Here is an 18,029-nt window from a genome sequence, read left to right on the forward strand (position 1 = left end):
TTACCCCCTGAAACCGTCAGGAATTTTGCTGTAATCGGTATTCTTAAAACTGGATTTGAATACGCCATCTTCACGGAGCCACTCACCGTTAACACGCGGTGGACGGCCAGCTTTAAGCCAACTGTTCGCTGACTTCAGGTAGCCAGGGAACTTGGACGGCTGGAAAAGCGTCTGTGGTCGAAGGTAGGCCGCCATCGTCAGGTCTTCGCTCCACTTGGCGTTACAGTAGTCCACCACCAGCGACAATTCTTCAACGGTGTAGCCCTCCCCGATTCGGGCACGAATATTTTGCAGCGAGGTTGTTGAAACCTGATAACGCGAACTGGTTACCTGGTTCAGATGGGTTAAAACCTGTTTAGCCTGTTCGGTGATCAACACATCACCGTCTGGTTGCGGCGCAACCGGACAAATAGGGTTTTTAATATCTGTAGTATTCTCTGTTGTATTCTCTGTAAGAACATCAGTGCAATTTGACCTGATGAGAGCGGTTCGTTTTGAACCGATGGAGCGTTCCACTTTGACCTCTTCCATCGGTTCATTTTGACCTGATGGAAGAGTGCATTTTGAACTCTTCGATTTGGTCACTTTGACCTCATCTAAAAGCTCGCTTTCGTAGTTGATCGTGTAGTAGTTCGTCATGTCGCGCTGAGACTTGTTCAGCTGCTCAACTTTGAGCACGCCGAGCTGCTTCAGGCGGGTGAATGTGCGCTTCAGCGTAGACTCAGACCAGAACGGGAACTGCTCCAGCCACTGCTCGTTGGTGTTGTAAATCCAGCGCACGCCGTCACGCTCCAGTCCGGAGGTGGTTTCTTTAAGCCAGTAGTTAACCTGCTGCAACGCAATAGCCTCATTCAGGCCAATGCTGTATGCAAGGTCAGGGTTTATCACTATTGGCCGGGATGGCATCAACAGGCTCATGGTCGTCCTTTAACTCTGTAAATTTACGCTGGAATTGCTCAAGAGGGCTGAAGCACTCATGATCGTACCCTTCGCGAAGGTATATAACGCGTCGAGTCTGTGGCTCCCATCTGATGACACGGACCGGGACGCCGTAGTGGTCTTTGAATCGCCGGTTAACTTCAGCCATTCCTCACGCCCCTTCTCGTTCATCTGAGCAAAAGCCTCTACCATCGCGTTCTCAGGCTGGTAGTTGTTCGCACCAGTCTGGTCGTTTAATCTCTCCACATAGCCGAACGGGGAATCTTTTCCCACCAGCGGAAGGCATCTGAATTGCTTCGCTGGTCTCAATCGGTTTAAACTGTTCATGCGTTAGTTTCTCCACTGAATACGACACGCCAAGACGCCCGGAGCTGCACACTCGCGGGCGTCACTTTTTTTGGCTTTGCTTACGGCTAAACAGCGCGACAATCGCGCGGATTTCTTCTTCACGCGCAGCCAGATGACGGCGGTGATACTCGTTAATTTCTTCCGCTTCATGCGGTTCAATCACTCCATCTTCCAGCGCCTTCTGAATGATCTGATCAACCTGACCGCGTGCTGCTGCAGTTCTCATTGCCCGGGTGAACAGGTCTACACGATCGAGGTCTTCAAGCTGCGGAACTTCCACCAGCAGAGCGCCGCGACGTTGCGCGAAGTAATCAGCCAGGAGAGACGTGTTTGAAATGTCTTCCATCGCCTCCAGCTCGTTCACTTCGAAAAAGCGGCAGCCGTTCTTCTCGTACAGGTTGTTGTTAAATTGCGTCACTGACATTCCGAGAGCACCGGCCATAGCCTCACGGCCTCCGGGGTACGCTTTACACATCGCTTTCACTACTTCTTTCAGGCTTGGCTCTACCATGTTGATTTTCCTTTTGTAGTTACTTTCAAGCAGCTGAATCTGTAGCCTTTTGATAAAGGCTCGCATCGTACTTAAGCTTGCCTTTCGTAATTCGCTCGATGACGAACGCTTGCTTTTGTGGGATTACTTCACCCCAGCGGCAAACTGCCGGGTGGGAAATCCCAAGAACACTTGCAGTTTTTGATACACCGCCGAAGTGCTCAATGACTTCTGATTTACGCATGGTTCCTCCTGATTAACTCACGCCTTAAAGGTAACAAAAGGTACATCAAATAGCAAACAACAGTTACAAGGAATCAATGTAACATTGGTTACATGAAAACAGAGATGAAAGACCGAATAAGATCCCGTCGAGTTCAGCTCGACATAACGCAGCAGACCCTAGCTAAACGCTTGGGCGTCAGCCGTGTTTCCGTGACTAAATGGGAGAGCGGTACAACCAAGCCTGATGGTGAGAACCTCCACCAGCTGGCAATGGCGCTGCAGACAACTCCAGAATGGATTCTTTACGGTCAAGGTGAGGAAACTCAGGACGATACTAAAGTTGTTCCGTTCCTTAAGCCACCAACGGCAGTACCTATTATCTCAGCTGTTCAGGCCGGGATGTGGACTGATACTTATGCATGCTCAAGGCTTTCTGATGTGATTTCATGGACACAAACCACTGCAAATGTTTCTGATGAAGTATTCGGCCTGGTAGTTCGCGGTGAGTCAATGACCAACCCTCACGGCCTACCTTCCATTCCAGAAGGTTCGATCGTTATTGTTGAGCCTCATTATGGCCAGCTTGATGACCTTTATGGAAAAATTGTGGTGGCGATACTTGATGGATCAGCTGAAGCAACGGTCAAAAAGCTTGTCTGGGATAGCCCTTACGCGTACTTAATGCCCCTAAATCCTGCATTTAAACCTATCCAAATAGATGGAAACTGCCGAATTGTGGGTAAGGTAGTTCAGATAACTCAGAACATCTAAGTTATTCATTTCCAATGCCAGATATCCTTCTGGCATTTTTTTCGCCCCTTAAGGTAACAAAAAGTACATTCACCGCTTGACCATAAAGGTAACTAAAGGTACATTTAAATCATACCACGGGTACTGACAGTTACCCGCGCCGGTGTGGTAGTAAGCAGTACGGTATATGGCACATGTGCCGCAGCGGTCCGGGGATTCCTTTCAGTATCCAGATCCAGCGGGTAGCCGGAATGTGCAAGCCAGTTGTGTACGACAGCCAGAGACGTTTCACCAGCGTGGCGATCAGGTGTGACACCTCGGAAGAGACGAGGGCAGCCAATCACGTTAAGCATCTAGCAGGGTGCTTAGCGGGACTGGAAGAGTTACCACTTGGAGACGGTCCTTTTAAATGTCCTGGACAGTGGCGCTTCGGCAGCGATAACCGCCGCGACAAGATTATGCAAACGGGAAAGGTCGTTAAAACTCGTTAGGCCGATGAGTTCAAATGGCAATAAAGAACTGACAGCCGGGAAAGACCGGCACACAACATGAAAGCGCATTCCTCTTTCAGTGATGGGGATCGGTTTGTTAACTGGCGGAGTGCGCTTCCAGTTGTGGTGAATAAAGCCTGGTAAGCATAGCTTTGCCGAACCGGAGAGCGGCTCCGGCATCACAACCACATCACGTTAGGACCGTGGTAAACCGTAGTAGCTGTACCAGATGCTGTGTGTAGTCTTGGCGGTCGGCAGTTGTGAATGTCCTTAATGTCGACCGCCCCTTTTCACAACTGAAAGCGCGTTCAGCCGGTTCCTTGAGAGGCCTCAGTCGTTAAATCAACTCAGGGGAACGCGCTCCCAATTGTGGAGAAGCTAACTGGCGGTGGCAGCCGCCCGTTTCACTAAGTGCCCTGGTTGGGTGCTTACTAAAACGAAAACCCTTTAATTTTTGTCGCCATCCGGCGAGGGATTCGTGCAACCAAAAATCAGCGCTGTGCAGAGCGCTTATAACACGGAGAAACTAACCATGACGAACACACAGAACGTCACCGAGTTACAACCACGCATGACCAGAGAGCAGCTTATTGACGCAGCTCGCAAGGCCGCCCCTCTCCTTCCTGCCGCTTATGGTTGGATGGTTAACGAACTGGCTAACCGCCTTGACTATACCAGCGTCGCGCTGTGTGAAGCGATGGCGCAGCGGAAGGAACTCGCGCAGCAGAACGCTACGCTACGTGAGGATGTCACCAGTTGGGCCAAAGAGTGCGACCGCATAGAAGAGCGCCACACCAAAACGCCTACCAACATGCACCTGCTGGAAGCTCAGCGAGAACTCCGTGAGCTGCCTCGTGTCGTAATTTCCCTGAATAACGAGGTTGTTCTCTAATGGCTAACTCATTCAAGCAAATGACCAAGGCTGGTGTAATTAAGCGCACCGATACCGGAATGTTTATCGCTCTTTCCGATATCCACGTTCGTGAAGGTTTCAACAAGCGTGAAGACGATGAACGCACCCGCCAGGCTGATGATGACCTGTTCAACTACCTGATGAACGGCGGATCAGTTCCACCACTGGAAGTTATCGCCCGTGATGAAGGTGGCGTATGGGTTGTGGAAGGCCACCGCCGTCGTCGCTGCTATGCGCGCTGTGCTGAAGCTGGCAAACCAGTGGACCGCATCCACATCATGCCGTTCAACGGTAGCGATGTTCAGCGACTGGCGCGCATCATGACCAGTAACAACCAACTGCCGCTCTCCGATATGGAACAGGCTGCAGTTATCCAGGAGCTGCATAACGCCTTCAATCAGACCACCAGCGAGATCGCAAAACTGGTCAACAAGTCTGTTCCTACTGTCGAAAAGCTCCTGCTACTTAGCACAGCAAACCACGACGTTCAGAAAGAAGTTAAATCTGGGTCCGTGTCAGTAGATGTGGCCGTTGAACGCGTAAAAGAGTTCGGTGAAAAGGCAGGTGAGGTTCTTCAGAAGGACAAAGCTTCTGCTGCTGCCAGAGGTAAGAAGAAAGTCACTCGCAGCGTTATAGCGCCAGAAATTAGCGTTAAGAAAGCGCGTCGTCTTGTAGAGCTGATCAGCCTGGCAGGTATAAGCGACACAGGTGTTATCTCTCTCGAAGGATTGGTCCATGCAGAAGTGCTGGAAATTATCGACGAGCACAAAGCTATCTCCGCTCATCGCCATGGAGCAACGTCATGATTACCGAAAAAAATAATGTTTTTTATTGCGACTGCGGATTTTCTTTCCAGAGAGGTCGCATTGGCGCGCATGATTGTGCTGATGGTCTGCGCAATAAATTGGCCGAGTCTGAAGCCAGATGCGCGGCGCTGGCTGCGGAGAATGCGGGGTTGAAGGCGTTTGGCGATAAGCTGAACGAGATGTATGACGACTTGAACGGTGAAGGCACGGGCTGGCAGGGGCGGCTAGAGGTGGTTTGCCAGCAAGAGGCGCTTGGGGCAGTAATGGAGGAATTTGACGCTATCAAAACCCCAGCTACCGACGCTTTCCTGGCTGAAGTACGTGCGCATGCCAGAAACGAAGGTATCAACTATGCCGCCAGTCGCCTTGCCGCTGCATTCAATCACGGTTTCGTTGATAAACCGCTGGCTGAAGTCTTCGACGTGGTGCGCATGATTCTGGACACCAAAGAAGAATTGGCAAACTCCGTGCTGCCAGCCGCTGACGGATTATCTGGCGAGTATGCGGAAGAGTTTCTCGAAGATTCCACCGTCCAGCTTCACAAAGGCGGAGAGCATGAAGAGAGACAATCATTTCTCAGTGATGAAGATCGCCATGCATTCGTCAAAGCATTCACGAAAGGAGCCGCCCAATGAGCAACATCGACAAACAGGCTTTGACTGCTGAATCAGCACGCGAATCAGGAAACATCATTCTCATCGTGGCCGCTCGTATGGCTCGTCGTGAACTCTTCACGCCACTGCATTACGTCAGCGAGCTGCCTCAGAAAGTGGTCAGCATGCGCGTATTTCGCGAGGCGCTGGAAAGGTCTGAGGAAACTATACAGCGTGAGGTATGCAAAATCGTTGACGGCCACGATCGGATGCAAAAGAAGCTGAAAGAGGCTGAGGCAAAGCTGGAAGCCTCAGAGAAGCGGATTGCTGAGCTGGAGGTGCGTGAAGATGGAAATCAATTCCTCGTTGTTCGCCATCCCGGAAAGGCTCCGGTAATCAAGCATAGCGCTGGCGACCTCGAAGGCTTTCTGCGCCAGCTACTTGAGCATGAACCTATGGCAACTATCGACATTGTTACGCACCGCTATTACGGCGTTGGTGGTCAATGGGTTCAGGATGCAGACGAATATCTGCAAATGATCGCCGCCGCAGCCGGTAAAGGAGATTGAGCATGGCACTGACGAAAAAACAGCGCGCAGAGCTGCGCATGAAGTTCGGTGGTCGCTGTGCTTATTGTGGTTGCGAACTTCCCGAAAAGGGCTGGCATGCTGACCACGTTGAGGCGGTGCTGCGAAAATCTGAGCAGTGTATGAAGGCTGCTGCGAAAGGCATCTTCAAACTGAAAGCGACGGGTGAGTTCTACAGGCCAGAGGCTGAAAGATTGGAAAACCTATTCCCGGCATGTGCGCCCTGCAACTTACTGAAAACGTCCTATTCGCTGGAAATGTTCAGAAAGCAGGTATCTCTTCAGGTCGAGCGAGGGCGCAAGAGCTGCATAAACTTCCGCACAGCGGAGCGTTTCGGCCTTATCGAGGTAGTGGAGAAGCCAGTAGTATTCTGGTTCGAAAAGTATCGGGAAGGAGAGGCATCATGAGCACTATTACCAAACAATGGCTGCAGCAGAAAATTGCCGACATGGAAGCTGCCCGCGATGAAATCCCGTTCGGCCTGGACGAAGACGACAGCAACACGCTGGCTGCGATGAAACTGGCGCTGGCATCGCTCGAAGCGGAGGCTGTGGCATATGCAGACCCACAGGCATTCCGAAACTTTCAGGCTGGAGTCGCGAGACGCGAATGGATGTGGCGCAACCCCGGCGAGGATCTGATTGCTGTATACACAGCCCCGCCAGCGCCGGTAGCTCTTCCCGTCCAGCACTGGGAGGGACTGTGTCGTCAGAACCCCGACATGAGTATTGGTGATGCCATCATTCGAGCTGCTTGGTGGAACCACTGCGCCGCCATGCTTCAGGGTGCCGACACCGAACTTCAGCGCAAAGCCGCAATTCATGACGCACTCTGCGAAAAGTACAACGTCGAATCACTGACTGATTTCGTCGACTGGCAAAGGAATCACATTGCTGAACTTGAAGCGGCACCGCCGGCTCCGGTAGGTCCGGGTGAGACTGCAGTAATGCCGGATTATCCAGGCTACACGATGACGCAGCGTGAGTGCTTCGATGCAGGCGTGAAAAGAGCGGTGCCAGATGGCTGGGTTGCTGTGCCGGTCGAGCCGACAGAGGATATGATCGTCCAAGGCTTTGAATCTGAGCCAGATGAGAGCTTTAGCGATGAGAAGGAATGGGAAGCATACGACGCCATGAGTGGATGTCAGCAGGCGGCGCACCGGGCTAAGTTGTGCTGGGCGGCGATGATATCAGCAGCGCCGAAGTCGGAGATGAAGTGATGGCCGACACTTTCAGGGCAATGATTCAGCGCGTCGAGGATGCGAAAGGAAAAACTGTTACCACTGAGGTGGAGCTTGTCTCTTACGTCAAAGAGCGTAGCACTGGAAACTCTGAGGCTCGTTACTACGTAAAGCACAGCAACCAGCAGACGGTGCTTGAGCAGGGAATGGTGATAAACAGGGATGGTTTTGGCAATCATCAAGCCAGCATCATCATCACTGATTTCCCCGGGCAGAAAACTCCGGAAGAAGCGGCGCTTAAACTGGCTGATTGGTTAAAGCGCCTTGGTGAGTCCATTGAGGCTAATTTCAAAAAGCCAGAGGTGGATGATGCCTAACCCATTCGACGCAGTAATTTTCGTGCTGCTGGTCATCAGTGCACTTCAGGGTATGGGGTGGCTGCCATGGTGAGCAAACTCAAACAGCGGCGCATGCGCCGCCTCAAAGCCGACGTAGCCTGGTGGCGAGAGGAGGCGGAGGATTGTCGCTCCCGCCTGCTTGAACTGGCCGGAGAAATCGACAGGCTCAAAAAGCTGGTTATCCGCGTGCCGATGCCGGTTCTCATGCCGAAGGAGATGGTCCACCAGCTCTATTACACCGAAACAAAAAGATGTCGTACCTGCAATGATGGGCTCCGTGGTGGTTGCTCATCTTGCATTTTCTATAAGAGATAGCCGGGTGCAGCCGGTTAAGTGGAGAGCTATACGATGAGCGGACAAAGCCAACGTTTTCTTACCCCTGATGACCTCTATCAGCTTACTGGTTATCGTCGCCCTTCCCTTCAGTGTCGCGCGCTGAAAGAGAGCGGTGTATTTTTCGTGCCACGAAAAGACGGCAGGCCAGGAACTACATGGGATCATGTAACCAACCCTGCAGGCCTAAAGCTGGTAGTGAACAATCCAGAGGAAGAAGAACCAAACTTTAAGGACATGTAATGCCCAGAATCCGCAAAAACCCAGATGATAACTGGATGCCGCCCCGCGTTCGCCGGGGCAAATCAGCATATGAGTTCAGAACCCCTGACGGAAGAACAGTCAGATTGTGCAACCACGATCTAACCAAGTCTCAGGTCTGGTCAGCCTATGAAAACTTCATCAACGATATCAAGGTTGGTTCCAATTTCCATGCCCTATGCGAAGAGTTTTTTAACTCTGGTGACTTCCATGAGCTGGCAACAGAGACCAGAAAGGATTACCGGAAATATGGTTCAAAGGTAAATGTCGTTTTCGGAAAAATGAAAACAGAAAATATCAAGCCAGAGCACATCAGAAAGTATATGGATAAGAGGGGGGTTAAGAGCAGAGTTCAGGCGAACCGGGAGAAAGCCTTTATGTCTAGGGTGTTCAGGTGGGCATATGAGCGCGGCAAAGTGAAAATGAATCCATGCCAGGGTGTGAAGCAGTTTAAAGAGCAGGCGCGCACCCGGTACGTGACGGACAAAGAATATGATGCACTCTTCAGCGTTTCGTCGGTACCAGTGAAGATTGCCATGGAGTTGGCCTATTTATGCTGCGCACGCCAGGGAGACATTCTGGATCTTAAAAAGAGTCAGATACTGGATGAAGGGATTTTAATTCAGCAAAGCAAGACGGCAGTGAGTCAGATAAAGGCGTGGATAGTACGCCTGTCAAATGCGGTCACCCTGGCTGATTCTCTGCCTTTAAATAGTGGTATGGTGAGCCTTTACGTAATCCACCAGCAGTCTGGTTCTCGTTATACACGTGATGCTTTTAATGCTCAGTGGATGAAGGCGAAAAAGTTAGCCGCAGAAAAATTTCCTGAGCTCGAATTTAACTTCACGTTCCATGACCTGAAAGCTAAAGGGATATCTGATCTGGAAGGAACGCTGCATGAAAAACAGGAAATATCGGGCCACAAAAATGCTTCGCAGACTGCACGATATAACCGCAAAATATCTGTAGTCCCGGTGGTTGGGGGGCAGTAATGCCCTCTTTCTATGGCGAAGTCGAATGGCGAAACAATGGCGAATGGCGGAAAATAAGCAATAAAAAACCACCTTTCGGTGGTTTATACGACACTGCTTATCATTGATTTTATTCTAGTTTTCCCATGGTAGCCGGAGTGGGACTTGAACCCACACAGCGCGAACGCCGAGGGATTTTAAATCCCTTGTGTCTACCGATTCCACCATCCGGCCAGGGAAGAAAGTGGAGGCGCGTTCCGGAGTCGAACCGGACTAGACGGATTTGCAATCCGCTACATAACCGCTTTGCTAACGCGCCGTAAAACTTTTCAAACTGACACCCGCTACTGCGCATGTCTTTAATCTGGAGCGGGAAACGAGACTCGAACTCGCGACCCCGACCTTGGCAAGGTCGTGCTCTACCAACTGAGCTATTCCCGCATGTCATCAAGTAAATGTCTAACCACTTGATTTCATTATCGTCCGGCTGACTGTGCCGCCGTTCGATGCGTTGCATTCTACTGATATGACGTTATGAGTCAACGTTATTTTTTGCATCCCCGGATCGTTTGCTGAAAATTACGGCGAAACGATCACTGATCAAGCAAATCCCCGCGCGCAGCGTTCAAATATTGCAGCATTGACCACAGCGTCAGGACTGCCGCCACCCACAGGAGGCCAATCCCCGCCCACTCAACCCAGGCGTTCGGACGCCAGAGCATCCAAACCAGCGCCGCCATCTGCGCCGTCGTTTTCACTTTTCCAATCCAGGAGACCGCCACGCTGCTGCGTTTCCCCAGTTCCGCCATCCACTCGCGCAGCGCAGAGATAATAATCTCACGGCCGATCATGGTTGCCGCGGGCAGCGTCACCCACCAGGTATGATAGTGCTCAGCCACCAGCACCATCGCAATCGCGACCATCACCTTATCCGCCACCGGATCGAGGAAGGCGCCGAAACGGGTGCTTTGATTCCAGCGGCGCGCAAGGTAGCCATCAAACCAGTCTGTTACCGCTGCGATAAGGAAGATCAATGCGCAGGCAAAGGGTGCCCAGACAACCGGCAGGTAAAACGCCAGCACGAAGAACGGAATGAGTACGACACGAAAAAGAGTGAGCAACGTAGGGATATTATATTGCATAGTGACGGTAACTATTTGTTGTCAGTAAAATTTAGCTCTATGTTGCTACAGAGCCCTCAATGTTTCAACGAGTAGTAGATCTTTTCTGCCAGCCCTTGCGAAATACCCGGCACTTTTGCAATTTCCTCCATGCTGGCGTTGAGTAATCCTTGCAATCCGCCCATATACTTCAGCAGCATCTGGCGACGTTTTGGCCCCACGCCTTCGATCGTCTCGAGTGAGCTGGTGTTTTTCACCTTCGCCCGTTTTTTACGGTGACCGCTGATGGCGTGATCGTGCGATTCATCGCGAATATGCTGAATGACGTGCAGCGCCGGAGAGTCCGGCGGCAGGCTGAAGCCCTCACCTTCCGGCTCGAAGAACAGTGTCTCCAGACCGGCCTTACGATCGGCCCCTTTTGCGACGCCCAGCAGCAGCGGATGGTGTTTATCCCAGCTGACATCAAGCGATTCAAATACCGCTTTCGCCTGGCCGAGTTGCCCTTTCCCGCCGTCAATCAGGATCACATCCGGGATCTTGCTCTCTTCTATGGCTTTACCATAGCGACGACGCAGCACCTGATTCATCGCCGCATAGTCATCGCCCGGCGTGATGCCGGTGATGTTATAGCGGCGATACTCGGCGCGCAGCGGACCGTTAGCATCAAACACCACGCAGGACGCGACCGTCTGTTCCCCCATCGTATGACTGATGTCGAAACACTCCATCCGTTTCACTTCCGGCAGCTTCAGCAGCGCCGCCAGGGCCGTTAAACGCTGGTGCACCGTCGACTGCTGCGACAGCTTCGTGCTCAGCGCCGTTGCCGCGTTGGTTCGCGCCAGCTTCAGATAGCGCGCACGATCGCCGCGCGGTTTGGTTTGTACATTGACCCGGCGCCCCGCCAGTTCAGAGAGCGAATCGGCCAGCAGGGTTTTATCGTCAAGATTAAAATCGAGCAGGATCTCAGAAGGCAGCGTGCGCATCTGGCTCCCCTGCAGATAGAACTGGCCGACAAAGGTTTCCACCACTTCACCCAGTTCGGTACCGCCAGGCACTTTCGGGAAATAGCTGCGGCTGCCGAGCACTTTGCCCTGGCGTATGAACAGCACATGCACGCAGGCCATCCCGGCGTCAAAGGCCACGCCGATCACGTCGAGATCGTCACCGGTATTCGAGACAAACTGTTTCTCCGTGACTCTGCGCACCGCCTGGATTTGATCGCGGATACGCGCGGCCTCTTCGAACTCGAGTGCGGCGCTGGCTTTTTCCATCCGCGCGATCAGCTGCGTTAACACCTGATCGTCTTTACCGGCCAGGAACAGGCGCACATACTCCACCTGCTGGGCATACTCGTCTTCACTCACCAGCCCGGCCACGCACGGCCCCAGGCAGCGTCCAATCTGGTACTGCAGGCACGGGCGCGAGCGGTTACGGTAAACGCTGTTTTCACACTGGCGGATCGGGAAGATTTTTTGCAGCAGCGCCAGCGTTTCACGCACGGCATAGCCGTTGGGGAACGGTCCGAAATATTCACCCTTCGCATGTTTTGCACCACGGTGCATGGCGAGGCGCGGATGGGTGTCGCCGCTCAGAAAGATAAACGGATAGGATTTATCATCGCGCAACAGAACGTTATAGCGCGGCTGGTACAGCTTAATATAGTTGTGCTCAAGCAGCAGCGCTTCTGTCTCCGTGTGCGTGACGGTGACATCAATATTCTGGATGAGTGAGACCAGCGCTTCGGTCTTACGGGAGGCCAGGTTGCTGCGAAAATAGCTGGAAAGGCGTTTTTTAAGATCTTTAGCCTTCCCCACATAGATAACCGTACCGCCAGCGTCATACATGCGATAGACGCCAGGCTGGCTGGTTACGGTTTTCAGAAATGCTTTTGAATCGAACACATCACTCACTGACTTAACAACGTCTCCGCATTACACAAACCATGTCGGATGGCCAGATGCGTCAGTTCGACGTCACCATGAATGTTCAGTTTACTGAACATCCGATAACGATAGCTGTTTACCGTTTTCGGGCTGAGATTCAGTTGTTCCGAGATCTCATTCACCTTCTGACCTTTGGTGATCATCAGCATAATCTGCAATTCACGCTCGGACAAACTGGCAAACGGTGATTCGGTTTTCTCAGGCTCGATCTGACTCAGCGCCATCTGCTGAGCGATGTCGGACGCAATGTAACGCTGTCCGGCAAACACGGAACGGATAGCATTGACGACTTCCTGCGGTGCAGCACCTTTACTCAGGTAACCCGCGGCCCCCGCCTGCATCACTTTCGCGGGCAGTGGATTTTCGGTATGCACGGTCAGCATGATGACTTTGGTGTCTACAAAGGTACGCGCGATTTTGCGTGTTGCCTCAAGACCACCGATACCGGGCATGTTCATATCCATCAGCACCACATCGGCGGAGTGAGTACGGCACCATTTTACCGCATCTTCACCACAGCATGCCTCACCGGCAACTTTAATACCTTTAATATCTTCAAGAATGCGTCGTATCCCTGCGCGCACCAGTTCGTGGTCATCAACAAGAAGGACGTTGATCAAAGGAAATGTCTCCAGAATAGGGATAACGCTACTGAGTGATAATTTGGTTTATATTAACGGTTTTCATGACAAGATTAAAACGTTATAAAAACCGGCTATTCGATTTTGCTCTCGTTTTTGGAAATTAGCCTGTACAGGCGGTGGAAAGAGAGCCCGTGTTTTTAGGGCTCTTGCGGCTTTTTTTAATCATCTGTATTCAAAAAGTTACAAAAAAACGTGCTGCCTTAACCTGCACAAAAACAGGGAACAACTTTTTGTAACAATAATTAACGGCAAGCGGACCCGACCTAAACAATTAATAGTCATTAACTTGGTTGAGTTTACCGGTACGATCTGTTTACGCAATTAAACACCCGCGTAAAAGTACGAAAAACAACCGCTGCATTTTTTGCGTTAGCTTGTGGTATACTCCGCCGCCTTGACTTTCGTCGTCGCGCTCTAGCGCCGTTTAATAATGAGGAAAATAAATGAGCACACCTGAATTTGCCACTGCGGAGAATAACCAGGAACTGGCACAGGAAGTAAACTGCCTGAAGGCACTGCTGACGCTGATGCTGCAGGCGATGGGCCAGGCTGATGCCGGCCGTGTGATCATTAAAATGGAAAAACAAATCGCGGAGATGGAAGAACAGGCTGAATCAGCGGTATTTGCTAACACCGTTAAGCAAATCAAGCAAGCCTACCGCCAGTAACAAAAAACGGCTGGATGCAGTGCATTCAGCCGTTCGCTCGTCTGTCACGCAGAACGTTTTACGGAGTCAGATCAGTCCCGTTGCCGCCGCATAGCACGCGATCTGAGTCTTATTGGGCGCGTTAAATTTCTTCTGCATATTCTTCTGATGGAAGTTAACGGTATTCTCTGAGATCGAGAGGATGATCGCTATTTCCGCTGACGTCTTCCCTTCCGCAGTCCATTTCAGAATTTCACGCTCGCGCTTGCTGAATTTCATTTCGGGCGGCATGACCATCTCATGGTCAAAACGCATCAGGGAGGTTAAAGCCATTTGCACCAGCATTTGCAACCGCAGTTCTATTTCCTCATGGGCTAATGGCCCTTCCTGTACGCGACTACGGGAAACAGACAGGAAGCCGAGCGCATGATTCGGCAGCATCAGGCACTGCGTTATTCCGGCGCGTAAACCGTGGTCCTGGGCGCTATGCCATAATTCCTGCGCCTCAGCGAATAATGCGTCTGTCCAGGGGAGATGCCCCTGAATGAAATTCTCCGGTTTTAAAACCGGATCGATCGCGAAATAGTTCGCGGATTGATATTGCGCCATCCACAGTTTTGGGTAAGTGGTATGCAGGGAGATCTTAGGGCGCGTAAATGGCACGGGATGGCGCACACAGAGCGCATAATAATCGAATTCCAGCGCCTGAGTTTGACGCTCCAGCTCCTGATATACCTCGGCGGCACAGGTCAATTCCTGAAACCGGAGGGAGCATTCCCGTCGCCAGGTGAAAAAGTCTAAATCCTTCATACTTACTAAATGAAGCCTCTGAACAGATAATCATTATTATGGTGAATATAAGCTAACACAGAAAACTTTTTTCTAACCACAAAATATCGGCAATAGCACAATTAACTTTACTATCGATAAGGTTTATCCGATCCGGATGGAATAAAAAAACAGGGGACCTCGTCCAGAGGGAGAATAATTTGCTCCAGAGTAAATTTCTGGAGCAAATGCGTGCAAAAATGCTACTGCATAAGGAATTTTTCAAGGAATTGACGGGTTCGCGGCTGTTGAGGGTTAGCGAACAGGCTTTTCGCTGGCCCCTGCTCCACAATCCGCCCCTGATCCATGAAGATGGCTCTGTCAGCGACATCGCGCGCAAAGCTCATTTCATGGGTCACGATCACCATCGTACGTTTCTCCTGTGCCAGCTGGCGAATGGTGTTCAGCACCTCACCCACCAGTTCCGGATCGAGCGCAGAGGTCGGTTCATCAAACAGGATCACGTCAGGGCGCATCGCCAGCGCACGCGCTATCGCCACGCGCTGCTGTTGGCCGCCAGAGAGGCGACGCGGATAGCTGGTCTCTTTTCCTGCCAGCCCAACTTTGGCGAGCAGTTCGCGAGCCCGCGCCGTCGCTTCCTCTTTGGGCTCACCTTTAACGATAACCGGTCCTTCAATGATGTTCTCCAGCACCGTACGATGTGGGAAAAGATTGAAGTTCTGGAAAACAAAGCCGACATGCTGGCGCAGGCGGCGAATCAACCCTTTCTGCTGGCTGATGGATTTCCCGGTATCAATCGTTATCTCCCCGACCCGGATGGTACCGCCTTCCGGCTGTTCAAGCAGGTTAATGCTGCGCAGCAGCGTCGTCTTTCCCGAACCGCTCGGTCCGATAATCGCCACCACTTCGCCCTGCTCGACCTCCAGATCGATCCCGTGGAGCACCGTTTGACCGTGGAATTTTTTCACCAGGTTTTTGACGTCAATTGCACTCATTTTGGATCACGCTCCTGGCGGTTAAGCTGGTTTTCGAAATAGTTTTGCAGAGCAGAGAGCACTGTCGCCATCACCCAGTAAATCAGCGAGGCGGCCAGATACATGGTAAAGACCTCAAGCGTACGGGAGGTGATGAGCTGTGCCTGACGGAAAAGCTCCGGAACCTGAATCGTTGCCGCCAGGGAGGTATCTTTCACCAGGCTGATAAAGCTATTGCTGAGCGGCGGAAGCGCCACGCGCGCCGCCTGCGGCAGAATGGCGCGGCGCAGCGTCTGCCAGGGCGTCATCCCGATACTGGCCGCCGCTTCCCACTGCCCTTTGTCAATGGAGGAGATGGCCGCACGCAGGGTTTCGGAGGTGTACGCCGCGGTATTGAGCGACAGGCCAATCATCGCCGCCGGGATCGGATCCAGCTCGATTCCAAACTGCGGTAAGCCGTAGTAAATCATAAAGAGCTGGGCGATAAGTGGCGTACCGCGAAACACGGAGATATAAAAGCGCGCCAGCCAGCGCACCGGCAGGATGGGCGACATGCGCATCAAGGCCAGCACAAATCCCAGAACCAGCCCAAAGAACATCCCGCCGATACTAAGCTGTAACGTAAATACCGCACCTTTCAGCAGATACGGCAGAGAATCAATAACCAGTTGAATACTTTCTTGCATTATTATTTTTCGACCTGATTTTTAGACATGAGGATGGTAGGCAAACAGCGCAGGCGCTCCGCCGGTATGGACAAATAAAATCGGCCCTTCATCCTTAAAGCGTTTTTGCGCAATGCCGTCGATCAGTCCGGCCATCGCTTTGCCGGTATAGACCGGATCGAGCAGTATGCCTTCGAGTCGCGCCAGCAGTTTCACCGCTTCCATTCCCTCTTCGTTCGGCGTGCCGTAACCCGGCGCAAAATAGTCATCCCAGAGCAGAATATCGGCCTTTGCCTTCAGCTCCAGCTGCTCTGCGACCGCCTGCTGTAACGTAACCACTTTTGGCTTCTGATCCGCGACGCTGCGGGACACCGTCACGCCAATCAGTTCGACGTCCGGCAGCAGTTGCTCCAGCCCCACCGCCAGCCCGGCATGGGTGCCCGCACTGCCGGACGCGACCACCACGGAGGAAAGACTTACCGCGCCCTCGCACTGCTGCGCGATCTCCAGCGCGCTTTCCACATACCCCATCGCACCCAGCACATTCGACCCGCCGACGGGGATAACGTAGGGGCGGAACCCCTGCGCTTCCAGACGCGTCGCCAGCTCATCGAGCTGGGCGCTCGGGTCGGTCAGCGCGTCAACCATCTCAACCTGCACGTTAAACAGATCCAGCAGCAGGCGGTTACCGTTGGTGAGATAGTTTTCAGCCCGCGTGCCAATCGGGTTTTCCAGCAACGCCACGCAGTGGAGCCCAAGTTTCGCCGCTACGGCCGCCGTCTGGCGAACGTGGTTGGACTGGATGGCCCCGGCAGTAATGAGCGTATCCGCGCCTTCACGCAGGGCGTCCGCCGCCAGAAACTCCAGCTTGCGCAGCTTGTTGCCCCCCATCGCCATGGGCGTCACGTCATCACGCTTAATAAAAATATCGCGCCCTAAATAATCAGAAAATCGCGGCAGATACTCCAGCGGCGTCGGCGCGCCGATAAACTCCAGGCGAGGAAAGCGCGTTAAATTCTGTAGTGACATGGATGCTCCGGTAACTCTGATAAAATGTGATATTTTTCATTATGCACGCAGAAGCGTAAGAAATAAAAAAGGCGCTTTTAAAAGCGCCTTTTTTTACGTCCGAAACTTATTTCGTGACGTCTGCCCCGAACCACTTCTCGGAAAGCGCTTTCAGGCTGCCGTCTTTTTGCATATCCGCAATCGCCGCGTCAATCGCTTTCACCAGGTCTTCGTTACCTTTACGAACAGCCACACCGGATTCCTGACGAGAGAACGCATCACCCGCGACCGCCAGGGTGTTGTTGGTTTTCTTCACCAGATCCAGCGCCGCCAGGCGGTCAACCAGAATGGCGTCGATACGGCCCACGCGCAGATCCTGGTACTTCGTCGGGTCATCATCATAGGTACGGATATCTACGCCCTGCACGTTCTGGCGCAGCCACTCTTCGTAGTTGGTTCCCAGACCGACACCGACTTTCTTCCCTTTCAGGTCCGCGGCAGTTTTAATCCCACCTTCGTTGCCTTTCTTCACCAGCGCCTGAATACCGGATACGGTATACGGGGTGGAGAAGTCATACTTCTTCTTACGCTCGTCAGAAATGGTGACCTGGTTGATGACCACATCAATACGTTTCGAATCCAGCGACGCCAGCATACCGTCCCATTTGGTCGGTTTCAGGGACGCTTTCACGCCGAGGTGTTTCGCCAGCTCTTCAGCAAACTCCACTTCAAAACCGGTCAGCTTACCGTCATCGCCCTGGAAGCTGAACGGAGGATAGGTTCCTTCCAGCCCGACCAGTAGCGTACCGCGCTCTTTCACTTTATTCAGCAGGTTTTCTGCGGCGAACGTTTTCACGCTCATGCCTGCAACCAGCGCAACGGCCATAACACCCATCAGCGCCTGACGACCCAGAAGTGCAAATTTCATAAATACCCCGATATAGTGGAATTTT

The 18,029-nt window shown here is 52.3% G+C and carries 24 protein-coding genes and 3 tRNA genes; 12 read left to right on the top strand and 15 right to left on the bottom strand.

What is annotated here, in order from left to right:
* From ACMGGQ_RS12620 to ACMGGQ_RS12635, 4 genes are all read right to left on the bottom strand, one after another.
* A complete protein-coding gene (locus ACMGGQ_RS12620; protein WP_420290111.1) occupies positions 1-918 on the bottom strand; it encodes a conserved phage C-terminal domain-containing protein in 918 nt (305 codons plus the stop codon).
* The gene (locus ACMGGQ_RS12625; RefSeq protein ID WP_073961580.1) at positions 875-1,087 is read right to left on the bottom strand and encodes a DUF4222 domain-containing protein; all 213 of its coding nucleotides are present in this window, start codon (positions 1,085-1,087) and stop codon (positions 875-877) included. Before ACMGGQ_RS12625 ends, ACMGGQ_RS12620 begins: the two co-directional genes overlap by 44 nt.
* A gap of 240 nt (positions 1,088-1,327) precedes the next feature.
* On the bottom strand, positions 1,328-1,798 hold the full coding sequence (locus ACMGGQ_RS12630) for a YmfL family putative regulatory protein (RefSeq protein ID WP_063417610.1): 471 nt from the start codon (positions 1,796-1,798) through the stop codon (positions 1,328-1,330).
* Positions 1,799-1,823: 25 nt separating this feature from the next.
* Entirely contained in the window at positions 1,824-2,021 is a 198-nt protein-coding gene (locus ACMGGQ_RS12635) for a Cro/CI family transcriptional regulator (protein ID WP_016530206.1), read from the bottom strand.
* 92 nt (positions 2,022-2,113) lie between these two features.
* Here ACMGGQ_RS12635 and ACMGGQ_RS12640 point away from each other — a divergent pair, with 92 nt between their 5' ends.
* The 11 genes from ACMGGQ_RS12640 to ACMGGQ_RS12690 all read left to right on the top strand — a co-directional run bounded on the left by ACMGGQ_RS12640 (position 2,114) and on the right by ACMGGQ_RS12690 (position 9,306).
* Entirely contained in the window at positions 2,114-2,773 is a 660-nt protein-coding gene (locus tag ACMGGQ_RS12640; protein ID WP_185807072.1) for a LexA family protein, read from the top strand.
* A 1,002-nt stretch (positions 2,774-3,775) separates the two neighbouring features.
* Positions 3,776-4,135 carry a hypothetical protein gene (locus tag ACMGGQ_RS12645; RefSeq protein WP_420290112.1) on the top strand — a complete coding sequence of 120 codons (360 nt, stop codon included), beginning with the start codon at positions 3,776-3,778 and terminating at the stop codon, positions 4,133-4,135.
* Positions 4,135-4,962 (top strand): chromosome partitioning protein ParB, encoded by an 828-nt coding sequence (locus tag ACMGGQ_RS12650; RefSeq protein ID WP_420290113.1) that lies wholly within the window; start codon positions 4,135-4,137, stop codon positions 4,960-4,962. Before ACMGGQ_RS12645 ends, ACMGGQ_RS12650 begins: the two co-directional genes overlap by 1 nt.
* Entirely contained in the window at positions 4,959-5,597 is a 639-nt protein-coding gene (locus ACMGGQ_RS12655; RefSeq protein ID WP_420290114.1) for a hypothetical protein, read from the top strand. The genes ACMGGQ_RS12650 and ACMGGQ_RS12655 overlap by 4 nt, the downstream gene beginning before the upstream one ends.
* Positions 5,594-6,124 carry an ead/Ea22-like family protein gene (locus ACMGGQ_RS12660; protein ID WP_420290115.1) on the top strand — a complete coding sequence of 177 codons (531 nt, stop codon included), beginning with the start codon at positions 5,594-5,596 and terminating at the stop codon, positions 6,122-6,124. The genes ACMGGQ_RS12655 and ACMGGQ_RS12660 overlap by 4 nt, the downstream gene beginning before the upstream one ends.
* A gap of 2 nt (positions 6,125-6,126) precedes the next feature.
* Positions 6,127-6,549 carry an HNH endonuclease gene (locus ACMGGQ_RS12665; protein WP_420290116.1) on the top strand — a complete coding sequence of 141 codons (423 nt, stop codon included), beginning with the start codon at positions 6,127-6,129 and terminating at the stop codon, positions 6,547-6,549.
* Positions 6,546-7,361: a hypothetical protein gene (locus tag ACMGGQ_RS12670; RefSeq protein ID WP_420290117.1), complete on the top strand. Its 816-nt coding sequence runs from the start codon at positions 6,546-6,548 to the stop codon at positions 7,359-7,361. Before ACMGGQ_RS12665 ends, ACMGGQ_RS12670 begins: the two co-directional genes overlap by 4 nt.
* Positions 7,361-7,699, top strand: a complete 339-nt coding sequence (locus ACMGGQ_RS12675) for a hypothetical protein (RefSeq protein ID WP_199006198.1) — start codon at positions 7,361-7,363, stop codon at positions 7,697-7,699. The genes ACMGGQ_RS12670 and ACMGGQ_RS12675 overlap by 1 nt, the downstream gene beginning before the upstream one ends.
* Before the next feature lie 66 nt (positions 7,700-7,765).
* The gene (locus ACMGGQ_RS12680; protein ID WP_032675115.1) at positions 7,766-8,035 is read left to right on the top strand and encodes a hypothetical protein; all 270 of its coding nucleotides are present in this window, start codon (positions 7,766-7,768) and stop codon (positions 8,033-8,035) included.
* A 33-nt stretch (positions 8,036-8,068) separates the two neighbouring features.
* Positions 8,069-8,296 carry a DUF4224 domain-containing protein gene (locus ACMGGQ_RS12685; RefSeq protein WP_016063584.1) on the top strand — a complete coding sequence of 76 codons (228 nt, stop codon included), beginning with the start codon at positions 8,069-8,071 and terminating at the stop codon, positions 8,294-8,296.
* Positions 8,296-9,306, top strand: coding sequence for a tyrosine-type recombinase/integrase (locus ACMGGQ_RS12690; protein WP_420290118.1), 1,011 nt, complete (start codon positions 8,296-8,298; stop codon positions 9,304-9,306). Before ACMGGQ_RS12685 ends, ACMGGQ_RS12690 begins: the two co-directional genes overlap by 1 nt.
* A gap of 126 nt (positions 9,307-9,432) precedes the next feature.
* Here the strand turns inward: ACMGGQ_RS12690 and ACMGGQ_RS12695 are convergent.
* From ACMGGQ_RS12695 to uvrY, 6 genes are all read right to left on the bottom strand, one after another.
* Positions 9,433-9,519 (bottom strand) — tRNA-Leu (locus tag ACMGGQ_RS12695).
* 11 nt (positions 9,520-9,530) lie between these two features.
* A tRNA-Cys gene (locus tag ACMGGQ_RS12700) sits at positions 9,531-9,604 on the bottom strand.
* Between the two features lie 46 nt (positions 9,605-9,650).
* Positions 9,651-9,726, bottom strand: a tRNA-Gly gene (locus ACMGGQ_RS12705).
* A gap of 152 nt (positions 9,727-9,878) precedes the next feature.
* Complete coding sequence (gene pgsA, locus ACMGGQ_RS12710; protein ID WP_008500348.1) at positions 9,879-10,427, bottom strand: CDP-diacylglycerol--glycerol-3-phosphate 3-phosphatidyltransferase; 549 nt, start codon at positions 10,425-10,427, stop codon at positions 9,879-9,881.
* Between the two features lie 56 nt (positions 10,428-10,483).
* Positions 10,484-12,316, bottom strand: a complete 1,833-nt coding sequence (uvrC, locus tag ACMGGQ_RS12715; protein WP_126533632.1) for an excinuclease ABC subunit UvrC — start codon at positions 12,314-12,316, stop codon at positions 10,484-10,486.
* Positions 12,313-12,969: a UvrY/SirA/GacA family response regulator transcription factor gene (uvrY, locus tag ACMGGQ_RS12720; RefSeq protein ID WP_008500346.1), complete on the bottom strand. Its 657-nt coding sequence runs from the start codon at positions 12,967-12,969 to the stop codon at positions 12,313-12,315. Before uvrY ends, uvrC begins: the two co-directional genes overlap by 4 nt.
* Before the next feature lie 467 nt (positions 12,970-13,436).
* On the opposite strand from uvrY, the gene ACMGGQ_RS12725 reads away from it, so the two are divergent.
* Entirely contained in the window at positions 13,437-13,661 is a 225-nt protein-coding gene (locus ACMGGQ_RS12725; protein ID WP_420290119.1) for a DUF2594 family protein, read from the top strand.
* Between the two features lie 66 nt (positions 13,662-13,727).
* Here the strand turns inward: ACMGGQ_RS12725 and sdiA are convergent, their stop codons facing one another.
* From sdiA to tcyJ, 5 genes are all read right to left on the bottom strand, one after another.
* Positions 13,728-14,450: a transcriptional regulator SdiA gene (gene sdiA / locus ACMGGQ_RS12730; RefSeq protein ID WP_045908171.1), complete on the bottom strand. Its 723-nt coding sequence runs from the start codon at positions 14,448-14,450 to the stop codon at positions 13,728-13,730.
* A gap of 221 nt (positions 14,451-14,671) precedes the next feature.
* On the bottom strand, positions 14,672-15,424 hold the full coding sequence (gene tcyN, locus ACMGGQ_RS12735; protein ID WP_008500343.1) for an L-cystine ABC transporter ATP-binding protein TcyN: 753 nt from the start codon (positions 15,422-15,424) through the stop codon (positions 14,672-14,674).
* Positions 15,421-16,089 carry a cystine ABC transporter permease gene (tcyL, locus tag ACMGGQ_RS12740; RefSeq protein WP_014884380.1) on the bottom strand — a complete coding sequence of 223 codons (669 nt, stop codon included), beginning with the start codon at positions 16,087-16,089 and terminating at the stop codon, positions 15,421-15,423. Before tcyL ends, tcyN begins: the two co-directional genes overlap by 4 nt.
* Positions 16,090-16,110: 21 nt before the next feature.
* A complete protein-coding gene (gene dcyD / locus ACMGGQ_RS12745; protein WP_420290120.1) occupies positions 16,111-17,097 on the bottom strand; it encodes a D-cysteine desulfhydrase in 987 nt (328 codons plus the stop codon).
* Between the two features lie 106 nt (positions 17,098-17,203).
* On the bottom strand, positions 17,204-18,004 hold the full coding sequence (gene tcyJ, locus ACMGGQ_RS12750; protein WP_045908169.1) for a cystine ABC transporter substrate-binding protein: 801 nt from the start codon (positions 18,002-18,004) through the stop codon (positions 17,204-17,206).
* Between the last annotated feature and the right edge of the window lie 25 nt (positions 18,005-18,029).

The sequence above is a fragment of the Enterobacter sp. BNK-13 genome (assembly GCF_048685015.1).
Classification (GTDB): domain Bacteria; phylum Pseudomonadota; class Gammaproteobacteria; order Enterobacterales; family Enterobacteriaceae; genus Enterobacter; species Enterobacter quasiroggenkampii.